General features: G+C 74.6%; 15 protein-coding genes. 7 read left to right on the forward strand and 8 right to left on the reverse strand.

What is annotated here, in order from left to right; translation table 11 throughout:
* Positions 1-75 precede the first annotated feature (75 nt).
* The 5 genes from ACFVU3_RS24920 to ACFVU3_RS24940 all read left to right on the forward strand — a co-directional run bounded on the left by ACFVU3_RS24920 (position 76) and on the right by ACFVU3_RS24940 (position 8669).
* Positions 76-1272: a flavin-containing monooxygenase gene (locus ACFVU3_RS24920; protein WP_390069423.1), complete on the forward strand. Its 1197-nt coding sequence runs from the start codon at positions 76-78 to the stop codon at positions 1270-1272.
* 190 nt (positions 1273-1462) lie between these two features.
* The gene (locus ACFVU3_RS24925) at positions 1463-3685 is read left to right on the forward strand and encodes an acetate--CoA ligase family protein (RefSeq protein WP_390069425.1); all 2223 of its coding nucleotides are present in this window, start codon (positions 1463-1465) and stop codon (positions 3683-3685) included.
* Between the two features lie 9 nt (positions 3686-3694).
* The gene (locus ACFVU3_RS24930; protein ID WP_390069426.1) at positions 3695-4480 is read left to right on the forward strand and encodes an enoyl-CoA hydratase/isomerase family protein; all 786 of its coding nucleotides are present in this window, start codon (positions 3695-3697) and stop codon (positions 4478-4480) included.
* A 90-nt stretch (positions 4481-4570) separates the two neighbouring features.
* Positions 4571-7942 carry a hypothetical protein gene (locus ACFVU3_RS24935; protein ID WP_390069427.1) on the forward strand — a complete coding sequence of 1124 codons (3372 nt, stop codon included), beginning with the start codon at positions 4571-4573 and terminating at the stop codon, positions 7940-7942.
* A 121-nt stretch (positions 7943-8063) separates the two neighbouring features.
* The gene (locus tag ACFVU3_RS24940) at positions 8064-8669 is read left to right on the forward strand and encodes a flavin reductase family protein (RefSeq protein WP_390069429.1); all 606 of its coding nucleotides are present in this window, start codon (positions 8064-8066) and stop codon (positions 8667-8669) included.
* Here ACFVU3_RS24940 and ACFVU3_RS24945 read toward each other — a convergent pair.
* The 3 genes from ACFVU3_RS24945 to ACFVU3_RS24955 form a co-directional block, all read right to left on the reverse strand.
* Positions 8656-9102: a hypothetical protein gene (locus tag ACFVU3_RS24945; RefSeq protein ID WP_390069430.1), complete on the reverse strand. Its 447-nt coding sequence runs from the start codon at positions 9100-9102 to the stop codon at positions 8656-8658. The two genes, ACFVU3_RS24940 and ACFVU3_RS24945, sit on opposite strands and share 14 nt — an antisense overlap.
* Entirely contained in the window at positions 9095-10387 is a 1293-nt protein-coding gene (locus tag ACFVU3_RS24950; RefSeq protein WP_390069432.1) for an MFS transporter, read from the reverse strand. The genes ACFVU3_RS24945 and ACFVU3_RS24950 overlap by 8 nt, the downstream gene beginning before the upstream one ends.
* A gap of 142 nt (positions 10388-10529) precedes the next feature.
* A complete protein-coding gene (locus tag ACFVU3_RS24955; protein ID WP_390069526.1) occupies positions 10530-11786 on the reverse strand; it encodes an MFS transporter in 1257 nt (418 codons plus the stop codon).
* Between the two features lie 61 nt (positions 11787-11847).
* On the opposite strand from ACFVU3_RS24955, the gene ACFVU3_RS24960 reads away from it, so the two are divergent.
* Positions 11848-12837 carry a GlxA family transcriptional regulator gene (locus ACFVU3_RS24960; protein ID WP_390069527.1) on the forward strand — a complete coding sequence of 330 codons (990 nt, stop codon included), beginning with the start codon at positions 11848-11850 and terminating at the stop codon, positions 12835-12837.
* On the opposite strand, the gene ACFVU3_RS24965 is transcribed toward ACFVU3_RS24960, so the two are convergent.
* From ACFVU3_RS24965 to ACFVU3_RS24975, 3 genes are read right to left on the reverse strand one after another with little or no spacing between them, the layout of a single operon-like run.
* Entirely contained in the window at positions 12798-14009 is a 1212-nt protein-coding gene (locus ACFVU3_RS24965) for an MFS transporter (RefSeq protein WP_390069434.1), read from the reverse strand. The two genes, ACFVU3_RS24960 and ACFVU3_RS24965, sit on opposite strands and share 40 nt — an antisense overlap.
* Positions 14010-14066: 57 nt before the next feature.
* Positions 14067-15116, reverse strand: a complete 1050-nt coding sequence (locus ACFVU3_RS24970; RefSeq protein ID WP_390069436.1) for a Zn-dependent alcohol dehydrogenase — start codon at positions 15114-15116, stop codon at positions 14067-14069.
* 32 nt (positions 15117-15148) lie between these two features.
* Positions 15149-16063 (reverse strand): SDR family oxidoreductase, encoded by a 915-nt coding sequence (locus ACFVU3_RS24975; RefSeq protein WP_390069437.1) that lies wholly within the window; start codon positions 16061-16063, stop codon positions 15149-15151.
* 84 nt (positions 16064-16147) lie between these two features.
* Between ACFVU3_RS24975 and ACFVU3_RS24980 the strand changes: the two genes are divergently transcribed.
* Positions 16148-17074: a cyclase family protein gene (locus ACFVU3_RS24980; RefSeq protein WP_390069529.1), complete on the forward strand. Its 927-nt coding sequence runs from the start codon at positions 16148-16150 to the stop codon at positions 17072-17074.
* A 203-nt stretch (positions 17075-17277) separates the two neighbouring features.
* On the opposite strand, the gene ACFVU3_RS24985 is transcribed toward ACFVU3_RS24980, so the two are convergent.
* On the reverse strand, positions 17278-17733 hold the full coding sequence (locus tag ACFVU3_RS24985) for an ATP-binding protein (protein WP_390069439.1): 456 nt from the start codon (positions 17731-17733) through the stop codon (positions 17278-17280).
* A gap of 374 nt (positions 17734-18107) precedes the next feature.
* Complete coding sequence (locus ACFVU3_RS24990) at positions 18108-18974, reverse strand: acyl-CoA dehydrogenase family protein (RefSeq protein WP_390069440.1); 867 nt, start codon at positions 18972-18974, stop codon at positions 18108-18110.
* Between the last annotated feature and the right edge of the window lie 5 nt (positions 18975-18979).

An 18979-nucleotide genomic window follows, 5' to 3' on the forward strand; every position in this document is an offset into this window, starting at 1 on the left:
CGCGTGACCGTTTCGCAACCGAAATCCCTCTTGACCGAGACCCACTGCGTGTACACGTCATTACGCTCAGCATTCATGGTCACCACCCCCCAAGAACCGGTGTACGTCATCGGCGCCGGCCCCGGCGGGCTCGCGGTCGCCGCCACCCTGCGCGCCCGCGGCGTCCGCGCCGTCGTCCTGGAGAAGTCCGGGGACGTCGGCACCTCCTGGCGCGGCCACTACGACCGGCTGCGGCTGCACACCACCCGTCGCCTCTCCGCCCTCCCGGGGCTGCGGATCCCCCGGTCGTACGGCCGCTGGGTCGCCCGCGCCGACCTGGTGCGCTACCTGGAGGCGTACACCGAGAAGCACGAGCTGGACGTCGTCACCGGCGTCGAGGTGCACCGGATCGAACCGGCCGGGGACGGGACCGGGACCTGGGTGCTGCACGCGACCGGCGGACGGCGGCTGACCGGCCGCGCCGTCGTCGTCGCCACCGGCTTCAACCACACCCCGACCGTGCCGGCCTGGCCGGGGCTCGACACCTACGAGGGCGACCTCGTCCACGCCCGCGAGTACCGGAACCCGGAGCCGTACGCGGGAAAGGACGTGCTCGTCGTCGGCATCGGCAACACCGGCGCCGAGATCGCCGCCGACCTCGCCGAGGGCGGCGCCGGCCGCGTCCGGATCGCCGTCCGGACCGCCCCCCACATCCTCCGCCGCACCACGGCCGGGTGGCCCGCGCAGCGCAGCGGCATCCTCGTCCGGCGGCTTCCGGTCGGGCTCGTGGACCTGCTCGGCCGGGGCCTCGCCCGGTTCGCCGCCCCGGACCTCACCGCGTACGGGCTGCCCCGGCCGACCGCCGGCCTCGCCAGCCGCGTCCGCGAGGGCGCCATCGCCGTCCAGGACGTGGGCCTGGTCGACGCCGTCCGGGCCGGGAAGGTCGAGGTCGTCGCGGCCGTCGAGGCCCTGGAGGGGGGCGAGGTGGTCCTCGCCGACGGCACCCGGATCACCCCCGACGCGGTGATCGCCGCCACCGGCTACCGGCGCGCCCTCGAACCCCTCGTCGGCCACCTCGACGTCCTCGACGAACGCGGCCGGCCACTGACGCGCGGGCCGCGCAGCCCGCGCCAGGCCCCGGGCCTCTATTTCACCGGCTTCACCAACCCGATCAGCGGGATGCTGAGAGAGCTCTCCAGGGACGCGGAACGGATCGCCCGGCGGATCGCGCGGACGAAGCCGGGACCGAAGCCGGGACCGAAGCCGGAGGCGCGGCCCGAACCGAAGCCGTAGGCCGTGGCCGCAGGCCGCGGCCGGAGCCCCGGCCGCGCGCCCCGAACGACCCCAGACCCCGCCCTTCCGGCGGGGTCTTCGCGCTTCCTCCGCACCGCCCCATTCCTGACTGAGCGTCAGTTCTGTAATCTGACTAGGCGTCAGGTCACTTGTCCGGGACGCGTCCTGCACGGAAGGGCGGAGCGCAACGATGCTTGGATCGACCCACGGAACCTTCACCACCGGTCTGCGCGCCCGCGTGGAAGCCTGCGGGGAATCCCCCCGCACCGCCGTCCACGGGCACGCCGCCGCGCCCGGCGACCGGGACGTCAGCGGCCGGGCGCTGCACGCCGAGGTCCCCGACCTCGACCGCTTCTTCCGGCCCCGGTCCGTCGCCGTCGTCGGCGCCTCCGACACCGAGGGCCGGCCCAACACCGGCATCACGCGGCAGCTGCTCGCCTGGGCCGAACGGGTCGGCGCGGAGCTCGTCCCCGTCCACCCGACCCGCACCACCGTCTTCGGCATCGACTGCGTGGCGTCCGTCAAGGACCTCGCCGACCCCGTCGACCTCGCCGTCCTGCTCGTCGCCGACCCGCTGCCCGTCATCGAGGAGCTGGGCGAGGCCAAGGTGCGCTTCGCGGTCGCCTTCGCCTCCGGCTTCGCCGAGACCGGCGCCGCCGGCGCCGCGGCGCAGCAGCGGCTGGCCGAGGCCGTCCGCCGGACCGGCGTCCGGCTCCTCGGCCCCAACACCAACCTCAACGCCTTCGAGCGCTTCCGCGACGACCTCGACGGCCCCGCCGTCGCCCTCATCACCCAGTCCGGGCACCAGGGCCGGCCCGTCTTCACCCTCCAGGAACTGGGCGTCCGCCTCTCCCACTGGGCGCCGACCGGCAACGAGGCCGACCTGGAGACCGCCGACTTCCTCTCGTACTTCGCCTCCCTGCCCGAGGTCGGCGCCATCGCCGCCTATGTGGAGGGCCTCAAGGACGGCCGGTCCTTCCTCCTCGCCGCCGACCGCGCCGCCCGCGAGGGCGTGCCGGTGGTGGCCGTGAAGGTCGGCCGGACCGAGACCGGCGCCCGTACCGCCGCCTCCCACACCGGGAAGCTCACCGGCGCGGACCGGGTGGTGGACGCGGCGATGCGGCAGTTCGGGGTGATCCGCGTCGACGGCCTCGACCAGCTCCAGGACACCGCCGCCCTCCTCGCCCGCGCCCGCAAGCCGCTCGCCGACGGCGTCGTCGTCTACTCGATCTCCGGCGGCACGGGAGCCCACTTCGCCGACCTGGCGACGGCCGCCGGACTGAGCCTGCCCACGCTCCCGCAGGCCAAGCAGGACGAGCTGCACCAGTGGATCCCCGAGTACCTCCGCGTCGCCAACCCGGTCGACAACGGCGGGCACCCGGTCGGCGACTGGCGCGGCCGGAAGATCATCGACGCGATCCTCGCGGACCCCTCGGTCGGGGTCCTCGTCTGTCCCATCACCGGTCCCTTCCCTCCCATGAGCGACAAGCTCGCGCGGGACCTGGTGGAGGCCGCGGAGGCCACCGACAAGCTGGTGTGCGTCGTGTGGGGCTCCCCCGTCGGCACCGAGGACGCCTACCGGACCACCCTCCTCGGCTCCTCCCGCGTCGCCACCTTCCGCACCTTCGCCAACTGCATCGGCGCCGTGAAGGCGTACCTCGACCACCACCGCTTCACCGCCGGCTACCGCTCCCCCTTCGACGAGGCCCCCCGCACCCCCTCGCCGTCCTTCCGCAAGGCCCAGGCGCTGATGCGGCCCGGCCGCCGGCTCAGCGAGCACGCGGCCAAGCAGCTGCTGCGCGCGTACGGCATCCGCGTCCCGCGCGAACAGCTCGTGACGAGCGCGGCGGCCGCCGTCCGGGCCGCCGGGCTCGTCGGCTACCCGGTCGTGATGAAGGCGTCCGGCGCCCAGCTCGCCCACAAGACGGAACTCGGCCTGGTGAAGGTCGGGCTGACCTCCGCGAGCCAGGTCAGGGACGCGTACCGCGACCTCACCGACATCGCCCGCTACGAGCAGATCGACCTCGACGGCATCCTCGTCTGCCAGATGGTCGGCAAGGGCGTCGAGATGGTCGTCGGCGTCACCCACGACGACCTGTTCGGCCCGACGGTCACGGTCGGCCTCGGCGGGGTCCTGGTCGAGGTCCTGAACGACACCGCCGTCCGCGTCCCGCCCTTCGGCGAGCGCGAGGCCCGCTCGATGCTCGACGAGCTGCGCGGCCGGGCCCTCCTCGACGGCGTCCGCGGCGCCCCGCCCGCCGACGTCGACGCGCTCGTCGAGGTCGTCCTCCGGGTCCAGCGGATGGCCCTCGAACTCGACGGCGAACTCGCCGAACTCGACATCAACCCGCTGATGGTGCTGCCGCGCGGACAGGGCGCGGTGGCCCTGGACGCGCTCGCGGTCTGCCGATAGGAGCCCTTCGTGCCCGACGTACTCCACTCCGTCGAGAACGGCGTCTCGTGGATCACGCTCAACCGCCCCGAGGCGATGAACGCGGTCACCTGGGACCAGCGGGAACGGATCATCGCCCTGCTCGCGGACGCCTCCGCCGACCCGTCCGTACGGGCCGTGGTGGTGACCGCCACCGGGCGCGGCTTCTGCGCGGGCGCGGACCTGCGCGGCGCCCCCGCGACGGGCGAGAAGGTCGCCGGGGACGTCTCCCGCATGATCCGGCGGGGCGCGCAGCGGTTCGTCTCCGCCGTCCTGGACTGCGAGAAGCCGGTGATCGCGGCGGTCAACGGCACGGCCGCGGGCATCGGCGCGCACCTCGCCTTCGCCTGCGACCTGGTCCTCGCCGCCGAGTCCGCCCGCTTCGTGGAGGTCTTCGCCCGCCGCGGCCTCGTCCCCGACGGCGGCGGCGCCTATCTGCTTCCGCGGCTGATCGGCCCTCAGCGCGCGAAGGAGCTGATGTTCTTCGGCGACGCGCTGCCGGCGGCGGAGGCGTACGCGATGGGCCTGGTCAACCGGGTCGTCCCGGCCGACGAACTGCCCAAGACGGCCCGGGCCTGGGCCGAACGCCTCGCCCAGGGTCCGACCCGCGCGCTCGCCCTCACCAAGCAGCTGGTCAACGCCTCCCTGGACGTGGACCGGACGACCGCCTTCGCGGCGGAGGCGACGGCCCAGGAACTCAACATGACCACCCGCGACGCGCGGGAGGGGGTGGCGAGTTTCGTGGAGCGGCGGGAGGCGTCGTACGAGGGGCGCTGACGGGTCGGTGGATGTCGGGGGGCGCCCGTAAAGTGTGTCCGCGCATATGGAGCGCATATGCCGTTCACATTTCCCGGGGGGGAAATAACGATGTCTCACCCCGCGCGCCCCGGCGCACGATCCGGCAGATCCCGAAGAGCCCTCTTCCTGGTCCCTGCCCTGCTCACGGCCCTCCTCGCCCCGGCCCTTCCGGCGGCGTACGCGGCCGACCGGCCGCTGCCGGCCGCCTCGGCCCCGGCGCCCGATGCCCCGGCCGCGGAACCGGCCGAGAAGCCGGCCGAGGAGCCGGAACCGACGCCGACCGTCGACCCGACGCCGGAGCCCACGCCGCCCGTCGACCCGACGCCGGAGCCCACGCCGCCCGTCGACCCGACGCCCACCGCCGAGCCGTGTCCCGCGCTGCCGCTCGCCCCGCTGGGCGACCCGGGCGACGCGGTCCGGCAGGTCACCATCGAGCCCGGCGCCACCGCCTGCTTCACGGTCACCGTCGAGACGCCCGGCACGCACCGGCTCCTCGTCGACGGCCGGCACGACGTCCACCCGGGCCTGTTCGCGGGTGAGGAGCGGGTCTCCTGCGAGGACTGGCAGTACAAGGACGCCTGGTGCGACCTGTCCACCGGCCGGTACACGCTCCGGCTCACCAACGGCGACTGGCAGCCGTCCCTGACCCGGGTCACCCTCGTCCCGCTGATGAGCGGTGCCGCGGGCCCCTGCCCCGCCGTCCCCGGCACCGGGTACGACACGGCCCCGGTGACCGGCACGGGCGTCGGCCCCCTGGGGGTCGTCTGCCACTCCTTCACCGCCGCGCCGGGCGAGCGGATCACGCGGAAGATCGAGCGCGAGACCTACGGCGACGCCTTCGCGTGGATCTCCGACACGACCGGCAAGCACCTCTGCACCCGGTCCGAGGAGGACGGCTCCGAGGGCTGCGTCCTGCCCGAGGGCACCGGCGGCTACCGCGTCCACGCGGTCGTCGGCCACCAGGAGGACGGCACCCCCGCCGCCCCGTACACCCTGAAGGTCCGCCGTCTGTCGGACCCGGCGGGCTGCACCACCGTCGCCCCGGCCGTCTACGGCACCGCGCCGGACCGGACGGGCCCGGCGACCGGCTGCAAGACCTTCACTCCCACCGTGTCCGGCCTCCACGACGTGCGGGCCGTGGACGAGGACGGCAACCGCAGCGGCGTCCACGTGTACGCGCAGGACGGCACCTACGCCTGCCGGAGCTACGACGCGCCCTGCACGCTGACGGCGGGCACGGCGTACACCGTCCTCACCGACGGGGCCGTCCAGGCGTTCAGCCGCACCTCCACCGAGGGCTGCACCGGCGGCGTCGTCCCGGGAACCACCGTCCGGGGCACCTTCTCCGCGCCCGGCGAGATCGACTGCCTCGCCCTGCCCCTGCCCCAGGGCGCGCACCTCGCCGTCCTCTCGGACCTCACCGCCGACATCACGGTCCACGACGCGACCGGCGCCACGCGCTGCGACTTCTCCGGCGGTCTGCCGGAGAACGGCTGCGCACTCACCGGCACCGCGCCGTTCCGGCTGGTCGTCGCCGGCGAGGACGGCACCGCGGCCGGCGACGCGTACGGTCTCGTCGTCCACCGCACGGACGCGGCCGTCCCCTGCCCCGAGTTCGCCGCCGGCACCTTCGCCACCGCCCCGCCCCGGTCGGTCGTGCGCACGGGTGACGGCGTCTTCGGCGGCTGTCTGACGATCCCCGCCGCCGCCCACTCGGCCCTGGAGCTCGTCGAGATCACGCGGAACGCGCACGCCGAGGCGGTCGTCGTGGACACCCGCGGCCGGACCGCGTGCACCCTGGAGACGTACGACGCCTACCGCTCCAGCGTGCTCTGCGACCTCACCCCGGGTCTCGCGCACACGGTCCTGGTCCAGGGCCGCGACGTGCCCGCCGAGACGGGACTGACCCGCCGCGACGTCACGGGCACCGCGCGCGGCTGCGCCGCCACCCCGGCGGTCGCCGCCGGCGGCCCGTCCGCCGCGGGCTCGGCGGCCTCCGGCGCGACCGTGTGCCACCAGGTGAGGACGGCGTCCGCGGGGGACACCCTGCACCTGGACGTGCGGGACGCCACCGGTTCGGTCTCGTTCGTCGTCCTGGACTCCCGGGGCGAGGTCGTCTGCGGCTACTGGGCCGACGGGTGCGTCGCCACCGGCTCCACCACCTACCAGATGCTGCTCGACATGCCGGTGACCGCCGGCACGCCGGTGCCCTACCGGATCGACGCCGTGCGCGTCGGCACGCCCACCGGGCCCGCCCCGGAGTGCGCGAAGGTCGTGAACGTCAGTTACGGATTCGGCCCGCTCACCGGCACCCTGACCGAGCAGCGCGCCTCGCTGTGCTGGAGCCTGCCGACCGCCACGGGCGACCGGTTCGACGTGGCGATGACCCCGGCCGGCACCTTCGAGACCATGCCGCGCCCGGTGCTGTACCCGTGGGACGGCCGGGTGGACCTGTGCGGCGGCTCGTACACGGAGGACGGCGAGCGGTACCGGTGCGCGGTCACCCGGGAGGGCAGCACGAAGACGGCCCGGCGCAGCACGCTCCTGATGGTCCTGCCGGAGCGGCCCGCGCAGGCGTCGACGCCGGTCAAGGCCCAGTTCACCTGCTCCGATCTCGTCTGCGGCACCGACACGCGCGCGATCGCGTCCGTCGGTCCCGCCACCGTCGGTCGCGGGAAGATCTCGATGACCGTCACCGGCTCCGCGCTGCCCGCCTCGGCGAAGGTCGTCGTGACGGGCGGCTCCTTCCGGGCCGAGTCCACCACGCTCTCCGTGGCTCCGGACCGGCGCAGCATGACGGTGGCCCTGGATCTGACGAGGGCGCCGCTCGGTCCGCTGGGCGTCAGCGTGTTCGCGTTCGGCATGGAGTACCAGGAGCCCTCCGTCACCGTCGTCGCCGCCCTGCGCAACACCGCCGCCGCCTCCGTCTCCGGGACGGTCGTCGTGGGCGGGAAGGTGACGGCGAAGCCGGGGTCCTGGTCGCTGCCGGTGGACTCGCTGGCGTACCAGTGGAAGGCGAACGGGGTCGCCGTCGCGGGGGCCACGGCCTCCACGTACACGATCCCGTCCTCCCTCCAGGGGAAGTCGCTGTCGGTGTCGGTGGTCGCGCGGAAGGCCGGGCATCCGACGCTGACGTCGACGGGTGCGGCCGTGACCGTGAAGGGCGTCGCCCCGAAGGCCACCAAGGCGCCGGCGCTCTCCGGCACCGTCCGGGTCGGGCGGACGCTCACCCTGAACCGGGGCACGTGGACACCGGCGCCGACCTCGTACGCGTATCAGTGGTACGCGAACGGGCGGGCGATCGGCGGGGCGACGAGGTCCACCTTCGTGCTCACCAAGGCGCAGCGCGGGCAGAAGATCACCGTGAAGGTGACGGCCCACCGGACCGGTCACCTGTCCGGGTACGCCTGGACCCGCGCGACGGGAGCCGTCGCCGGATAGCCGGACAGCCGGCCGGCCGGAAGGACGGGAGCCGTCGCCGGCCGGCCGGAAGGCCGGATCGCGCGTGACGCCGTCTCCCCGGGTGTTCCCATCTGACGCTTCGTCAGTTTCAATGCTGGACATGATGGGACACGCGGGGATGGCGGCCACCGCCGTCCGACACCTGAGAGCGGCCGGAGCGCCCACGGCCGTCGAACCCCTCCCCCGGCCCGCCCTGCGGGCCGTGCGCGAGGACGAGCGGGCGCCCGTCGATCCGGGGGAGTTCCGGCGCGTGCTCGGCCACTTCGCGAGCGGCGTCACCCTGGTCACCACCACCGGCGAGGCCGGCCCGGCCGGCTTCGCCTGCCAGTCCTTCGCCTCGCTGTCGCTCGACCCCCCGCTGGTGGCCTTCATGGTCGCCCGCACCTCGACCACCTGGCCGCGCATCGCCGCCGCCGGCACCTTCTGCGTGAACGTGCTGGGGGCCGACCAGGGCCCGCTCTGCCGGGCGTTCGCCGTCAGCGGCGCCGACAAGTTCGCCGGCGTCGAGTGGTCCCCCGCCCCCGTCACCGGCGCGCCCCGGCTGGCCGGCGTCCCCGCCTGGATCGACTGCGCGATCACCGCCGTCCACACCGGCGGCGACCACCTCATCGTGGTCGGGCGCGTGGAGGCGCTGGGGGCGGTGGAGGAGGGCGGCGAGCCGCTGCTGTTCCACCGGGGGCGGTTCGGGGGGTTCAGCGGCGGGTGAGGACGCGGCGGCCCTGGGGGTAGCCGGGCTCCGTCCAGTACGTCATCTCCGGGGCGGACGGCGGGCCGTCCACGTCCCAGGGTTCGAGGTACCCGCAGTCGTGGAAGACCCGCACCTTGTGGTGCCAGCGCGGCAGGGTCTCCTCGAAGGACCAGGTCCCGGCGCCCTCGCACCGCTTCACGGCCGCCTCACCGGCGGGGCGGTCGTACGTGAGGTACTCGATCCCCGACACCTCCGCCCTCCCGTCCGCGTGCAGCGTCACCGCACCCCCGCGCCCGTCCTCGTACCGCCCCACCATGTCCGAACGGGACGGCCTCGGCGGGTCGTCGGGGCCCAGGACACGGGTGTACGTGCCGATCCCGGCGATCGTGGCCGCCGCGGGTATCGCCAGCGCCGCCCACAGCAGCCACGGCTTGCTCCTCCAGCTACGCATGGACCCCATCATGCCGGGGGCGCCGGATGACGAGGGCCATGAGGGCGGCGGCGGCGCAGAGGGCGCCGGAGGCGTACCAGACGACGTCGTAGGAGCCGAAGACGTCACGGGCGACCCCGCCCGCGAAGGCGACGACGGCGGCGCCGACCTGGTGGGAGGCGAGGACCCAGCCGAAGACGATCGCGGAGTCCTCCCCGTAGTGCTCGCGGCAGAGGGCGATCGTGGGCGGGACGGTCGCCACCCAGTCGAGGCCGTAGAAGACGATGAAGAAGATCATCGGCGGGTGGACGGAGGGGGCCAGGAGCAGGGGGAGGAAGAGGAGCGAGACGCCGCGCAGCGCGTAGTAGACGGCGAGCAGCCGGCGCGGGGAGAAGCGGTCGGTGAACCAGCCGGAGGCGATGGTGCCGACGACGTCGAAGACACCGATGACGGCGAGGAGTCCGGCGGCGGCCGTGACCGGCATGCCGTGGTCGTGGGCGGCGGGCACGAAGTGGGTCTTCACCAGGCCGTTCGTGGAGGCGCCGCAGATCGCGAAGGTGCCGGCGAGGAGCCAGAAGGGGCCGGTGCGGGCGGCCTTGAGGAGGACGGTGACCGCGCGGCGGGCCGCGCCCGTCACCGGGGCGGGCTTCTCGGCGTACTCCCCGCCGTACGGGGCGAGTCCGACGTCCGCCGGGTGGTCGCGCAGCAGCAGCCACACGAACGGGACGACGGCGAGCGCGGAGAGGGAGACGGTGACGGCGGCCGGGCGCCAGCCGTGGTGGTCGACCAGCCAGGCGAGCAGCGGCAGGAAGACGAGCTGGCCGGAGGCGCCGGCCGCGGTGAGGATGCCGGTGACGAGGCCGCGGCGGGCGGTGAACCAGCGGTTGGTGACGGTCGCGGCGAAGGCGAGCGCCATCGAGCCGCTGCCGAGGCCGACGAGGATCCCCCAGGAGAGGACGAGCTGCCAGGAGGCCGTCATCCAGACGGTGAGCAGCGAGCCGGCCGCGATGACCGAGAGGGCGACGGCGACGACCCTGCGGATGCCGAAGCGGTCCATGAGGGCGGCGGCGAAGGGGGCGGTGAGGCCGTAGAGGGCGAGGTTGACGGAGACGGCGAAGCCGATGGTGCCGCGCGACCAGTCGAACTCGGTGTGGAGCGGTTCGATGAGCAGGCCCGGCAGGGAGGCGAAGGCCGCGGCGCCGATGATCGTGACGAAGGTGACCGCGGCGACGGACCAGGCACGGTGGAAGCGGGGGGTGCGGGTGGGGACGGGGGCGGTGGAGCGGTGCTCCGTTGTCTGGGCCATGCCACCGAGCATGCTGGCCGGATCCCGCACCCACCATTGGCCCGACTGCCACGTTTCCAATGGATCGGGCCACCCATGGTCCGGGCCGGCGGATCGGCCCACCGGTCCGGGCGCAGGACGCGAACCGCCCCGCCCCCGTCGCCTACGACACCCGCGGCAGCTCCCTGATCGGCCGCACCGCCAGCAGCGCCGCCACCACCAGGACCGCGATCCCCGCCCCCGCGAGCAGCACAGCCTCCGTGCCCACCACCCCGGCGACCGGCCCGGACAGGGCCCGCCCGACGCCCATCATCAGCAGGGATCCGGCCACGTCGTAGGCGTGCATCCGGTTCAGGGCCTCCTGCGGGACGTGCGTCTGGACCGCCGTGGACCACATGACGAGCCAGAACGCGAAGGCCGTGCCCGCCACGAACTGCCCGGCGGCCAGCACGGGGACCGGCGCGCCGAGGCCGAGGAGCGCCAGGTTCACCGGGAGGCCGAGGAGGGCGACGGCGCCGGAGGCGAGGGGGCGGCGGGGGCGGATGCGGAGGGCGAGCAGTCCGCCGAGGGCGCTGCCGGCGCCGTTGACGGCCATGAGCACGCCGTACACGGCCGAGCCGTGATCGCCGGTGACCAGGCTCGCGGTGAGCGGCACCATCGGTCCGGCGACGGTCAGCCCGTACACCGTCCAGATGGAGATGACCCCCCACAGCCAGCTCCGCGAGCGGAACTCGCGCCACCCGAGGGCCAGTTCGGCGCCGAAGGAGCCGCGCTCGCGTCCCCCGGCCGGGGCCGGCGGGATCCGCATCAGCAGGAAGCAGACGGCGCTGACGGCGAAGGTGGCGGCGTTGGCGGCGAAGGCCGCGCCGGCGTTCCAGACGGCGACGAGGAGGCCCGCGAGCGCCGGCCCCGCCATCGTCATCAGCGCCTCCGCCACCCGCAGGACGGCGTTGGCGCGCTGCACGTCGGGGGCGATGCGCGGGATGGTGGAGGCGACGCCCGGCTGGAAGAGCGCGGCGCCGATGCCGGCGACGACGGAGAGCGTGTACACGGCCCACAGCGGCGGGCTGCCGACCGCGAAGGCGACGGCGAGGAGCGCGGCCCCGGGCAGCCGCAGCAGATCGGCGGTGATCATCATGCGGCGGGCGGTGAAGCGGTCGGCGAGGACGCCGCCGAAGAGGACGAAGACCGCGAAGGCGGCGGTCCACAGACCGAGCGCGTAGCCGACGGAGGAGCCGGGCCGGCCGGCGCCGAGGAGTCCGGCGGCGAAGGCGACGGGGACCATCCCCTCGCCGAGGACGGCGGCCGACCTGGCCGTGAAGAAGAGCCGGAAGTTACGGTTCCAGAGTGCGGGCGGCTCGACCGGCAGGGGAATCAGCGCGTCGGCCTCAGACTTGTACGTGTTGTCCGTCACGGACAGCCAGTCGTACCACCGAGTGGTCTGGACCACCACTGATTTTTCCGAGGGAGAGAGCGTGGGAGTGCCCGTGCCGCGACCGCCGCACCGCGTCGTCGTCCTTGCCCTGCCGGGGCTGCTCCCCTTCGAGCTGGGCATTCCGCACCGGATCTTCGGCCGCGCCAAGGACCCCGCGGGGCGGCCGCTCTACGAGATCGTGACGTGCGCGGTGACCGCGGGGCCGGTGCCGACCGACGCGGACTTCGCCGTCCACGTGGAGCACGGCCCGGAGGCGCTGGCCACGGCCGACACGGTCGTCGTCCCCGCCTCGTACGAGCTGGGCCCGGTCCACGAGGAGGGCCGGCTCACCGAGGAGCTGGCCGCCGCCCTCGCGCACGTCCGGCCCGGCACGCGGCTCGTCGCGATCTGCACGGGCGGGTACGTGCTGGCCGCCGCCGGCTGGCTCGACGGACGGCCGGCCACCACCCACTGGGCGTCGGCCGACCACTTCCAGCGGCTCTTCCCGACCGTGCGGGTCGACGCGGACGTCCTCTTCGTCGACGACGGCGACGTGCTCACCTCGGCGGGCGTCGCCGCCGGCCTCGACCTGTGCCTGCACATCGTGCGCCGCGACCACGGCACCGCGGTCGCCAACGACGTGGCCCGCCGCACGGTGGTCCCGCCGCACCGGGACGGCGGCCAGGCCCAGTACATCGCCCGTCCCGTCCCCGACACCGGCGCCCACACCACGACCGCCGCCCGCGCGTGGGCGCTGGCCCACCTCCACGAGCCGATCCAGCTGCGGGACCTGGCCGAGCGGGAGGCGATGAGCGTCCGCACCTTCACCCGCCGCTTCCGCGACGAGGTCGGCATCAGCCCCGGCCAGTGGCTCACCCAGCAGCGCGTCGAGCGGGCCCGGCACCTCCTGGAGACCAGCGACCTCCCCGTGGACCGGGTGGCCCAGGACTGCGGCTTCGGCACGGCCCAGTCGCTGCGGGTCCATCTGACGGCCGCGATCGGCGTCACCCCGACCGCCTACCGGCGCACCTTCCGCGCGGGCTCCGCCGCCTCCTGATCCCCGGGCCCCTCCCGTACGAGGCTCCGCTCGCCGAGGCCCGCGACCACCACCAGCAGCAGCGTCAGCCCCACCCCCCACAGGATCGCCGTCGACGGGGCCACCACCCTCAGCAGCCCGCCCGCGAGGGTGCCGCTCGCCGCGTAGCCGGCGCCGACGGCCGCGTACATCATCGAGTAGCCGGCGGCCAGCGCGGACGGCGGCAGCGCCCGCCGCAGCGCCAGGTTCCGGGTCAGCATGGCCGGCGCCTGGAGCAGTCCCGCCACGACCAGCGCGGCGCCGATGGCGAGGGCGCCCGGCACCACCGCCACCACCGCCACCCCGGCGGTCACCCCGAGGACGAGCAGGAGCGATTGCGCCGCGAGCGGCCCGGGCCAGTCGGAGCGGAGCCCGTACAGGAAGGATCCGGCGACCGAGGCGATCGAGAAGCCGGCGAGCAGCGGGCCGGCCCAGCCGACGGCGATCCCGCGCTGTTCGAGGAGGGCGGGCAGGATCAGCTCGGCGAGCGCGAGCAGCGTCAGCGAGGCGGCCCCCAGCACGTACACCGGCCACGCGGCGAGCAGCGCCCGCCGGACCGCCCGGTCCTTCGGCTGCGCCTCCGCCGCCCATCCGGCGGGCAGCAGCCACAGCCCGGCGAGCCCGAGCGCCATCAGCCCGCCCTGGAGCAGCAGCGGCACCGCGGGGCCCACGCCCAGCGCGAGCCCCGTGGTCAGCGCGGGCGCGGCGGCCCAGATCCCGAAGGTCAGCATGGACTCCAGGCTCAGCGCCTGGGTGACGGACCGTTCCGGCACTATGCCGGTGAGCAGCGCCCGCAGCCCTGCGGAGACGGCCACGGGCCCGGCTCCGGCCAGCAGGGCGAGTCCGCCGAGGACCACCGGGTGCGCGCCGGACGCGAGCCCGAGCCCCACGAACCCGGCCGCCCCCACGGCCAGTCCGCCCGCCATCTGCGGCCGGGCCCGCTCGGCCCGCATCCGCAGGCCGAGGACGGGCGCGGCGACGATCTCGCCCACCACGTACACGGCGGCCAGCACCGCCCCCAGGGTGTAGCCGCCGGGCCTCTCCCGCACCAGGAACACCAGCGCCAGCGGCGCCATCGCCACGGGTGTCCGGGCGGCGGCGGTGACGGCGCACCAGGTGAGGACGGGGCGGGTGAGGAGCTCGCGGTACGACATGCGGGTGACCGTACTTTTCCGCGCCGGGCGGCCGCACCAGGAAATCGGGGATCCGGCTCAGAAGACGAGGACCCCCCGGGCGACCTTCCCCGCCTCCGCCTCCTCGCGGGCGCGGCCGAACTCCTCCACCGGGTAGGCGGCGGTGACGAGTTCGTCGAGGAGGAGGGCGCCGGCGCGGTACAGCTCGGCGTAGAGCGGGATGTCCTTCTGGGGGCGGGAGGAGCCGTACCGGCAGCCGAGGATCGCCTTGTCGAGGAACATCGCGGCCGGCGGGAAGCTCGCCTCCGCCTTCGGCGCGGTCATGCCGAGCAGCACCGCCTGCCCGTGCCGGTCGAGGAGGTCGATCGCGGTGCGGACGAGGCCGGTGTGCCCGACGCACTCGAAGACGTGGTCGGCGCCGGTCGGCAGCACCGCGCGGACGCCGTCGGCGGAGCCGAGGAAGTGCGTGGCGCCGAAGCGGCGGGCGAGCTCCTCCTTCGCCGGGTTGGTGTCGACGGCGACGACGGTGGACGCGCCCGCGATCCGGGCGCCCTGGACGACGTTGAGCCCGATCCCGCCGGCGCCGATGACGACGACGGTCTCGCCCCGCGCCACCTTCGCCCGGTTGAGCACGGCCCCGACGCCGGTGAGGACGCCGCAGCCGAGCAGGGCGGCGGAGGTGAAGGGCACGTCCTCCGGGATCTTCACGGCCTGCACGGCCTTCACGACCGTCCGCTCGGCGAAGGAGGAGTTCGACGCGAACTGGAAGAGCGGCCTGCCCTGCCGGGAGAACGGCCGCCCCGGCATCCCGATCGCCTTGCGGCACATGGTCGGCCGGCCGGTGTCGCAGTCGGGGCAGGCGCCGCAGTTGGCGAGCGTGGACAGCGCCACGTGGTCGCCGGCGGCCACGTGCGTCACCCCTTCCCCGACCGCCTCGACGACCCCGGCGCCCTCGTGGCCGAGCACGACCGGCGGCGGGAACGGGATGGTCCCGTCGACGACCGACAGATCGCTGTGGCAGAGCCCGGCCGCCCGGATCCCCACCAGCACCTCACCGGGACCGGGGTCCCGCACCTCCAGGTCCGTGACGACCTCGACGCTCTTCCCGTCGAACACCACACCCCGCACGACGATCCCTCCCTCTCCTGAGTGCCGTGGACCTACTGGTTCGGACGGTCTCCCGCCGCGGCGGCCCGGGCCATCTCCTCCAGGCGGGCCAGCATCGGCATCGGGTCGACCCCCACCGTCCCCGGCAGGAAGTCCGCGATGCGCTCCGGCGTCCATCCGCCGCCCTCCGCGTAGCCGGCCCGCAGCTCCCGGGGCTGCGCCCAGACCGCGATCTTGGGGCCGGCGACGGTGTACACCTGCCCGGTGATCCGCTCCTCGCGGGCCCGGTCGGAGAGCAGGTAGACGACGAGCGCGGCGACGTCCTCGGGCTCGCCGATCTCCTTGAGCTCCATCGGCACGTTGGCGGACATCCGGGTCCGGGCGACCGGTGCGACCGCGTTGGCGGTGACGCCGTACTTGTGCAGCCCGAGGGCCGCGCTGCGGACGAGCGAGATGATCCCGCCCTTCGCGGCGGAGTAGTTGGCCTGGGCGACGGAGCCCTGGTGGTTTCCGCTGGTGAAGCCGATCAGCGACCCGGAGCCCTGCTTCCGCATGGCCGCGGCCGCCGCCCGGAAGACGGTGAAGGTGCCCTTGAGGTGGGTGGCGACGACCGGGTCCCACTCCTCCTCGGTCATGTTGAAGAGCATCCGCTCGCGCAGGATGCCCGCCACGCACACCACCCCGTCGATCCGCCCGTACTCCGCCACGGCCACGTCGACGAGCCGCTGCCCGCCCGCCATGGTGGAGATGTCGTCGGCGACGGCGACGGCGGTGCCGCCCGCGGCCTCGATCTCCTTGACCACGCCGACGGCGACCTCGCCGGCCGGCTCGCCGCCCTCGATGGAGACGCCGTAGTCGTTGACGACGACCTTCGCCCCCTCGGCGGCGCACGCGAGGGCGACCGCGCGGCCGATGCCGCGCCCCGCTCCGGTCACGGCGACGACCTTGCCCGCCAAGAAGTTCCCCATCTCCGGCCCCTTCCCGCAGTTTCTGACGGTCCGTTAGATTCTATGGGTCGTCAGATGCCGGAAAACAAGACCCCGGAGGCCCCGATGTCCCTCCCCGCCGCTTTCCACGAGATCGCCAAGCGCGTGAACAACTGGGGCCGCTGGGGCCAGGACGACGAGATCGGGACGCTCAACCTGATCTCCGACGAGGCGGTGCGGGAGGCGGCCGCCACGGTCCGCACCGGCCGCCGCGTCCCCCTCGCCCTGGAACTTCGGCAGGACGGCGTCCAGACCGGCATGATCCCCGGCCGGGTCAACCCGCTCCACGTCATGGTCCAGGTCAACCAGGAGCTCTTCGGCCCGGGCACGGTCGCCACCAGCGACGACGCCGTGACCCTGGGCCTCCAGGCGGCCACCCACTGGGACGCCCTCACGCACGCCTCGCACTCGGGCCGGATCTACAACGGGCGCCCCGCCGGCACCATCACCCCGCACGGCCGGGCCGCCTTCAGCGGCATCCACACGGCCCGGCACGTCGTCGGACGCGGGGTCCTGCTCGACGTGGCGGCGGCGAAGGGCGTGGACCGGCTGCCGGGCGACCACGCGGTGACCCCGGAGGACCTGGACGAGGCGGCGGAGTTCGGGCGGGTCACGGTCCGGGCCGGCGACGTCGTCCTCGTCCGCACCGGGCAGATCCAGCTGTACCTGGCCGGGGACAGGCACGGGTACGCGTTCCCGTCGCCCGGGCTCTCGATCCGTACGCCCGAGTGGTTCCACGCGCGGGACGTCGCGGCCGTCGCCAACGACACCCTCACCTTCGAGATCTTCCCGCCGGAGATCGAGGACCTGTGGCTGGGCGTGCACGCGCTCGACCTGGTCGAGATGGGGATGCTCCAGGGCCAGAACTGGAACCTCGAAGAGTTGTCCACAGCCTGTGCACAAGAGGGCCGGTACGCCTTCCTGCTCTCCGCGATGCCGGAGCCGTTCGTCGGCGGCACGGGGACCCCGGTCGCGCCGGTCGCGCTCTTCTGACCGGACCGCCCGGCCCGCGGGGGCTCATGCCGGCCCGCGGGGGGCTCATGGGGGCTCATGGGTGGCGGCGCGCTCGCACGCGCCCCGAGCACGGCACGGACCGCCGCCACCCGGCCACGACCCGCACATGCCGAGGGCACACGGCCCTCGGCTCCCCTCGCCACGAATCGCTCACTCCAGAGTGGGCAAAACGGAACGAACCGTCAACAGGGCACCCGACCGGGTGAACTGACGCCCCCTCCTGGAGCGGGCAGCGGCGCGGGCCCCCCGGGGGTGCGGTCCACCTCGCACCAGATGCTCTTGCCGGCCCCCTCGGGCTGCCAGCCCCACCGGTCGGCGAGGCCGTCGACCAGCTCCAGGCCGCGCCCGTTGGTGTCCTCCCCGGCGGCGTGCCGCGGCCGGGGCGGCAGCTCGCTGCTGTCGGCGACCTCGACCCGCACCCCGCCCTCCGCGGCGAAGAGCATGCGCAGCACGGCCGGACAGCCGGTGTGCACCACCGCGTTGGTCACCAGCTCGGAGATGAGCAGCACCAGCGTCTCCGCCAGCGGCTCGTCGTCCCCTATCCCGGAACCGGCCAGACGTCTCCGGGCCCACCTGCGCGCACGCCCCACCTCCGCCGGGTCCGGCCCGACCTCCAACTGAACCTGAAGCACCTGCACCGTTCACACCATCCGAACCGGCGGACACACCTTTACGGAACGTGATTCCCTTGTGGGACAGCATGGTTGACGTACAGTCACCGCAACAAGCGCTTCGGGCATATTCCAGCGCGAAGGAGTACGCGTGGTCCATACTGTGCGACGCACGCGGCGGGGAGTCGAACGCGGGGCGCGACCCGGCCTCACAAGCACTCGCATCCCACGGAGAGTACCGGAGCGGACGGCCGACTCCGGCCCGTGACGACCCCCCGAAGGACACAACCCGATATCGACATTCCCCCCGGATTCGAACACGCTCCGTCACCAGTTCGGAGCGCGGATGGTGTCGGAGCGTGTCCTCCCCGGCACCCGGCCCCCCGGGCGCGGCGGCCGCCTCAGAGCGCCGCCGCCACCTCCTCCGCCGCCCGGTCCGCCGGCAGCACGAGCGCGGCCCGCACCCACGCCCGCTTCAGGTGCAGATGGACGTCCGCCTCCCAGGTGAAGCCCATCCCGCCGTGCACCTGGAGGCAGTCCCGGGCGTTCGCGACGGCCGCGTCGTCGGCGAGCAGCTTGGCCCCGGCGATCTCCACCGGATCGGCGGTGACGGCGGCCGCGTGCACGGCGGCCCGCGCCAGCTCGGTCCGCACCAGCATCCCCGCGCACAGGTGCTTCACCGCCTGGAAGCCGCCGATGACCTGCCCGAACTGCTCCCGCTCCTTCGCGTACGCCACGGCGGCCCCGGTGCACCAGCCGGCGGAGCCGACCTGCTCGGCGGCGGTGAGCAGCACCGCCTCGGCCGTGAGCGGACCCCGCGCGCCCGGCACCCGGTGGAGCGGGGTCAGCGGATCGACCGACCGCACGGGCACGGCGCCCCCGGCCGGGCCGGTCACCACGTCGGAGGCGTCCAGCCAGGGAACCAGCCCCTCGGGCGAGACCCCGGTCACCACCGTACGGCCCTCGGCGGCCCCCTCCACGACCCCCGCGGCGAGGTGCGTCGCCACCAGGGGGCCCGGCAGCAGCGCCCGTCCCGCCTCCTCGAAGACGAGCACCGCCTCCGGCAGGCCGAGCCCCACCCCGCCCTCGGCCTCCGGCAGCCGCAGCGCGAAGAACCCGGCGTCGCCCAGCTCCTTCCACAGGCCCCGGTCGAGCGCCCCGCCGCCGTCCACCGCGGCCCGCAGCGCGTCCCGTCCGAAGCGGCCCGCGAGCAGCTCCCGCACACCGCGGGCGAGGTCCCTCTGGTCCTGGCTCAGTCGGAAGTCCACGGTCG

Source organism: Streptomyces sp. NPDC058052, assembly GCF_042885515.1.
Taxonomy (GTDB): domain Bacteria; phylum Actinomycetota; class Actinomycetes; order Streptomycetales; family Streptomycetaceae; genus Streptomyces.

Excerpts from the sequence above, each read along its gene's own strand:
- ACFVU3_RS24925 (WP_390069425.1), top strand. The coding sequence starts at position 1,463 with ATGCTTGGATCGACCCACGGAACCTTCACCACCGGTCTGCGCGCCCGC.
- ACFVU3_RS24940 (WP_390069429.1), top strand. The coding sequence starts at position 8,064 with ATGATGGGACACGCGGGGATGGCGGCCACCGCCGTCCGACACCTGAGA.
- ACFVU3_RS24945 (WP_390069430.1), bottom strand. The coding sequence starts at position 9,102 with ATGCGTAGCTGGAGGAGCAAGCCGTGGCTGCTGTGGGCGGCGCTGGCG.
- ACFVU3_RS24950 (WP_390069432.1), bottom strand. The coding sequence starts at position 10,387 with ATGGCCCAGACAACGGAGCACCGCTCCACCGCCCCCGTCCCCACCCGC.
- ACFVU3_RS24935 (WP_390069427.1), top strand. The coding sequence starts at position 4,571 with ATGTCTCACCCCGCGCGCCCCGGCGCACGATCCGGCAGATCCCGAAGA.
- ACFVU3_RS24965 (WP_390069434.1), bottom strand. The coding sequence starts at position 14,009 with ATGTCGTACCGCGAGCTCCTCACCCGCCCCGTCCTCACCTGGTGCGCC.
- ACFVU3_RS24980 (WP_390069529.1), top strand. The coding sequence starts at position 16,148 with ATGTCCCTCCCCGCCGCTTTCCACGAGATCGCCAAGCGCGTGAACAAC.
- ACFVU3_RS24920 (WP_390069423.1), top strand. The coding sequence starts at position 76 with ATGGTCACCACCCCCCAAGAACCGGTGTACGTCATCGGCGCCGGCCCC.
- ACFVU3_RS24975 (WP_390069437.1), bottom strand. The coding sequence starts at position 16,063 with ATGGGGAACTTCTTGGCGGGCAAGGTCGTCGCCGTGACCGGAGCGGGG.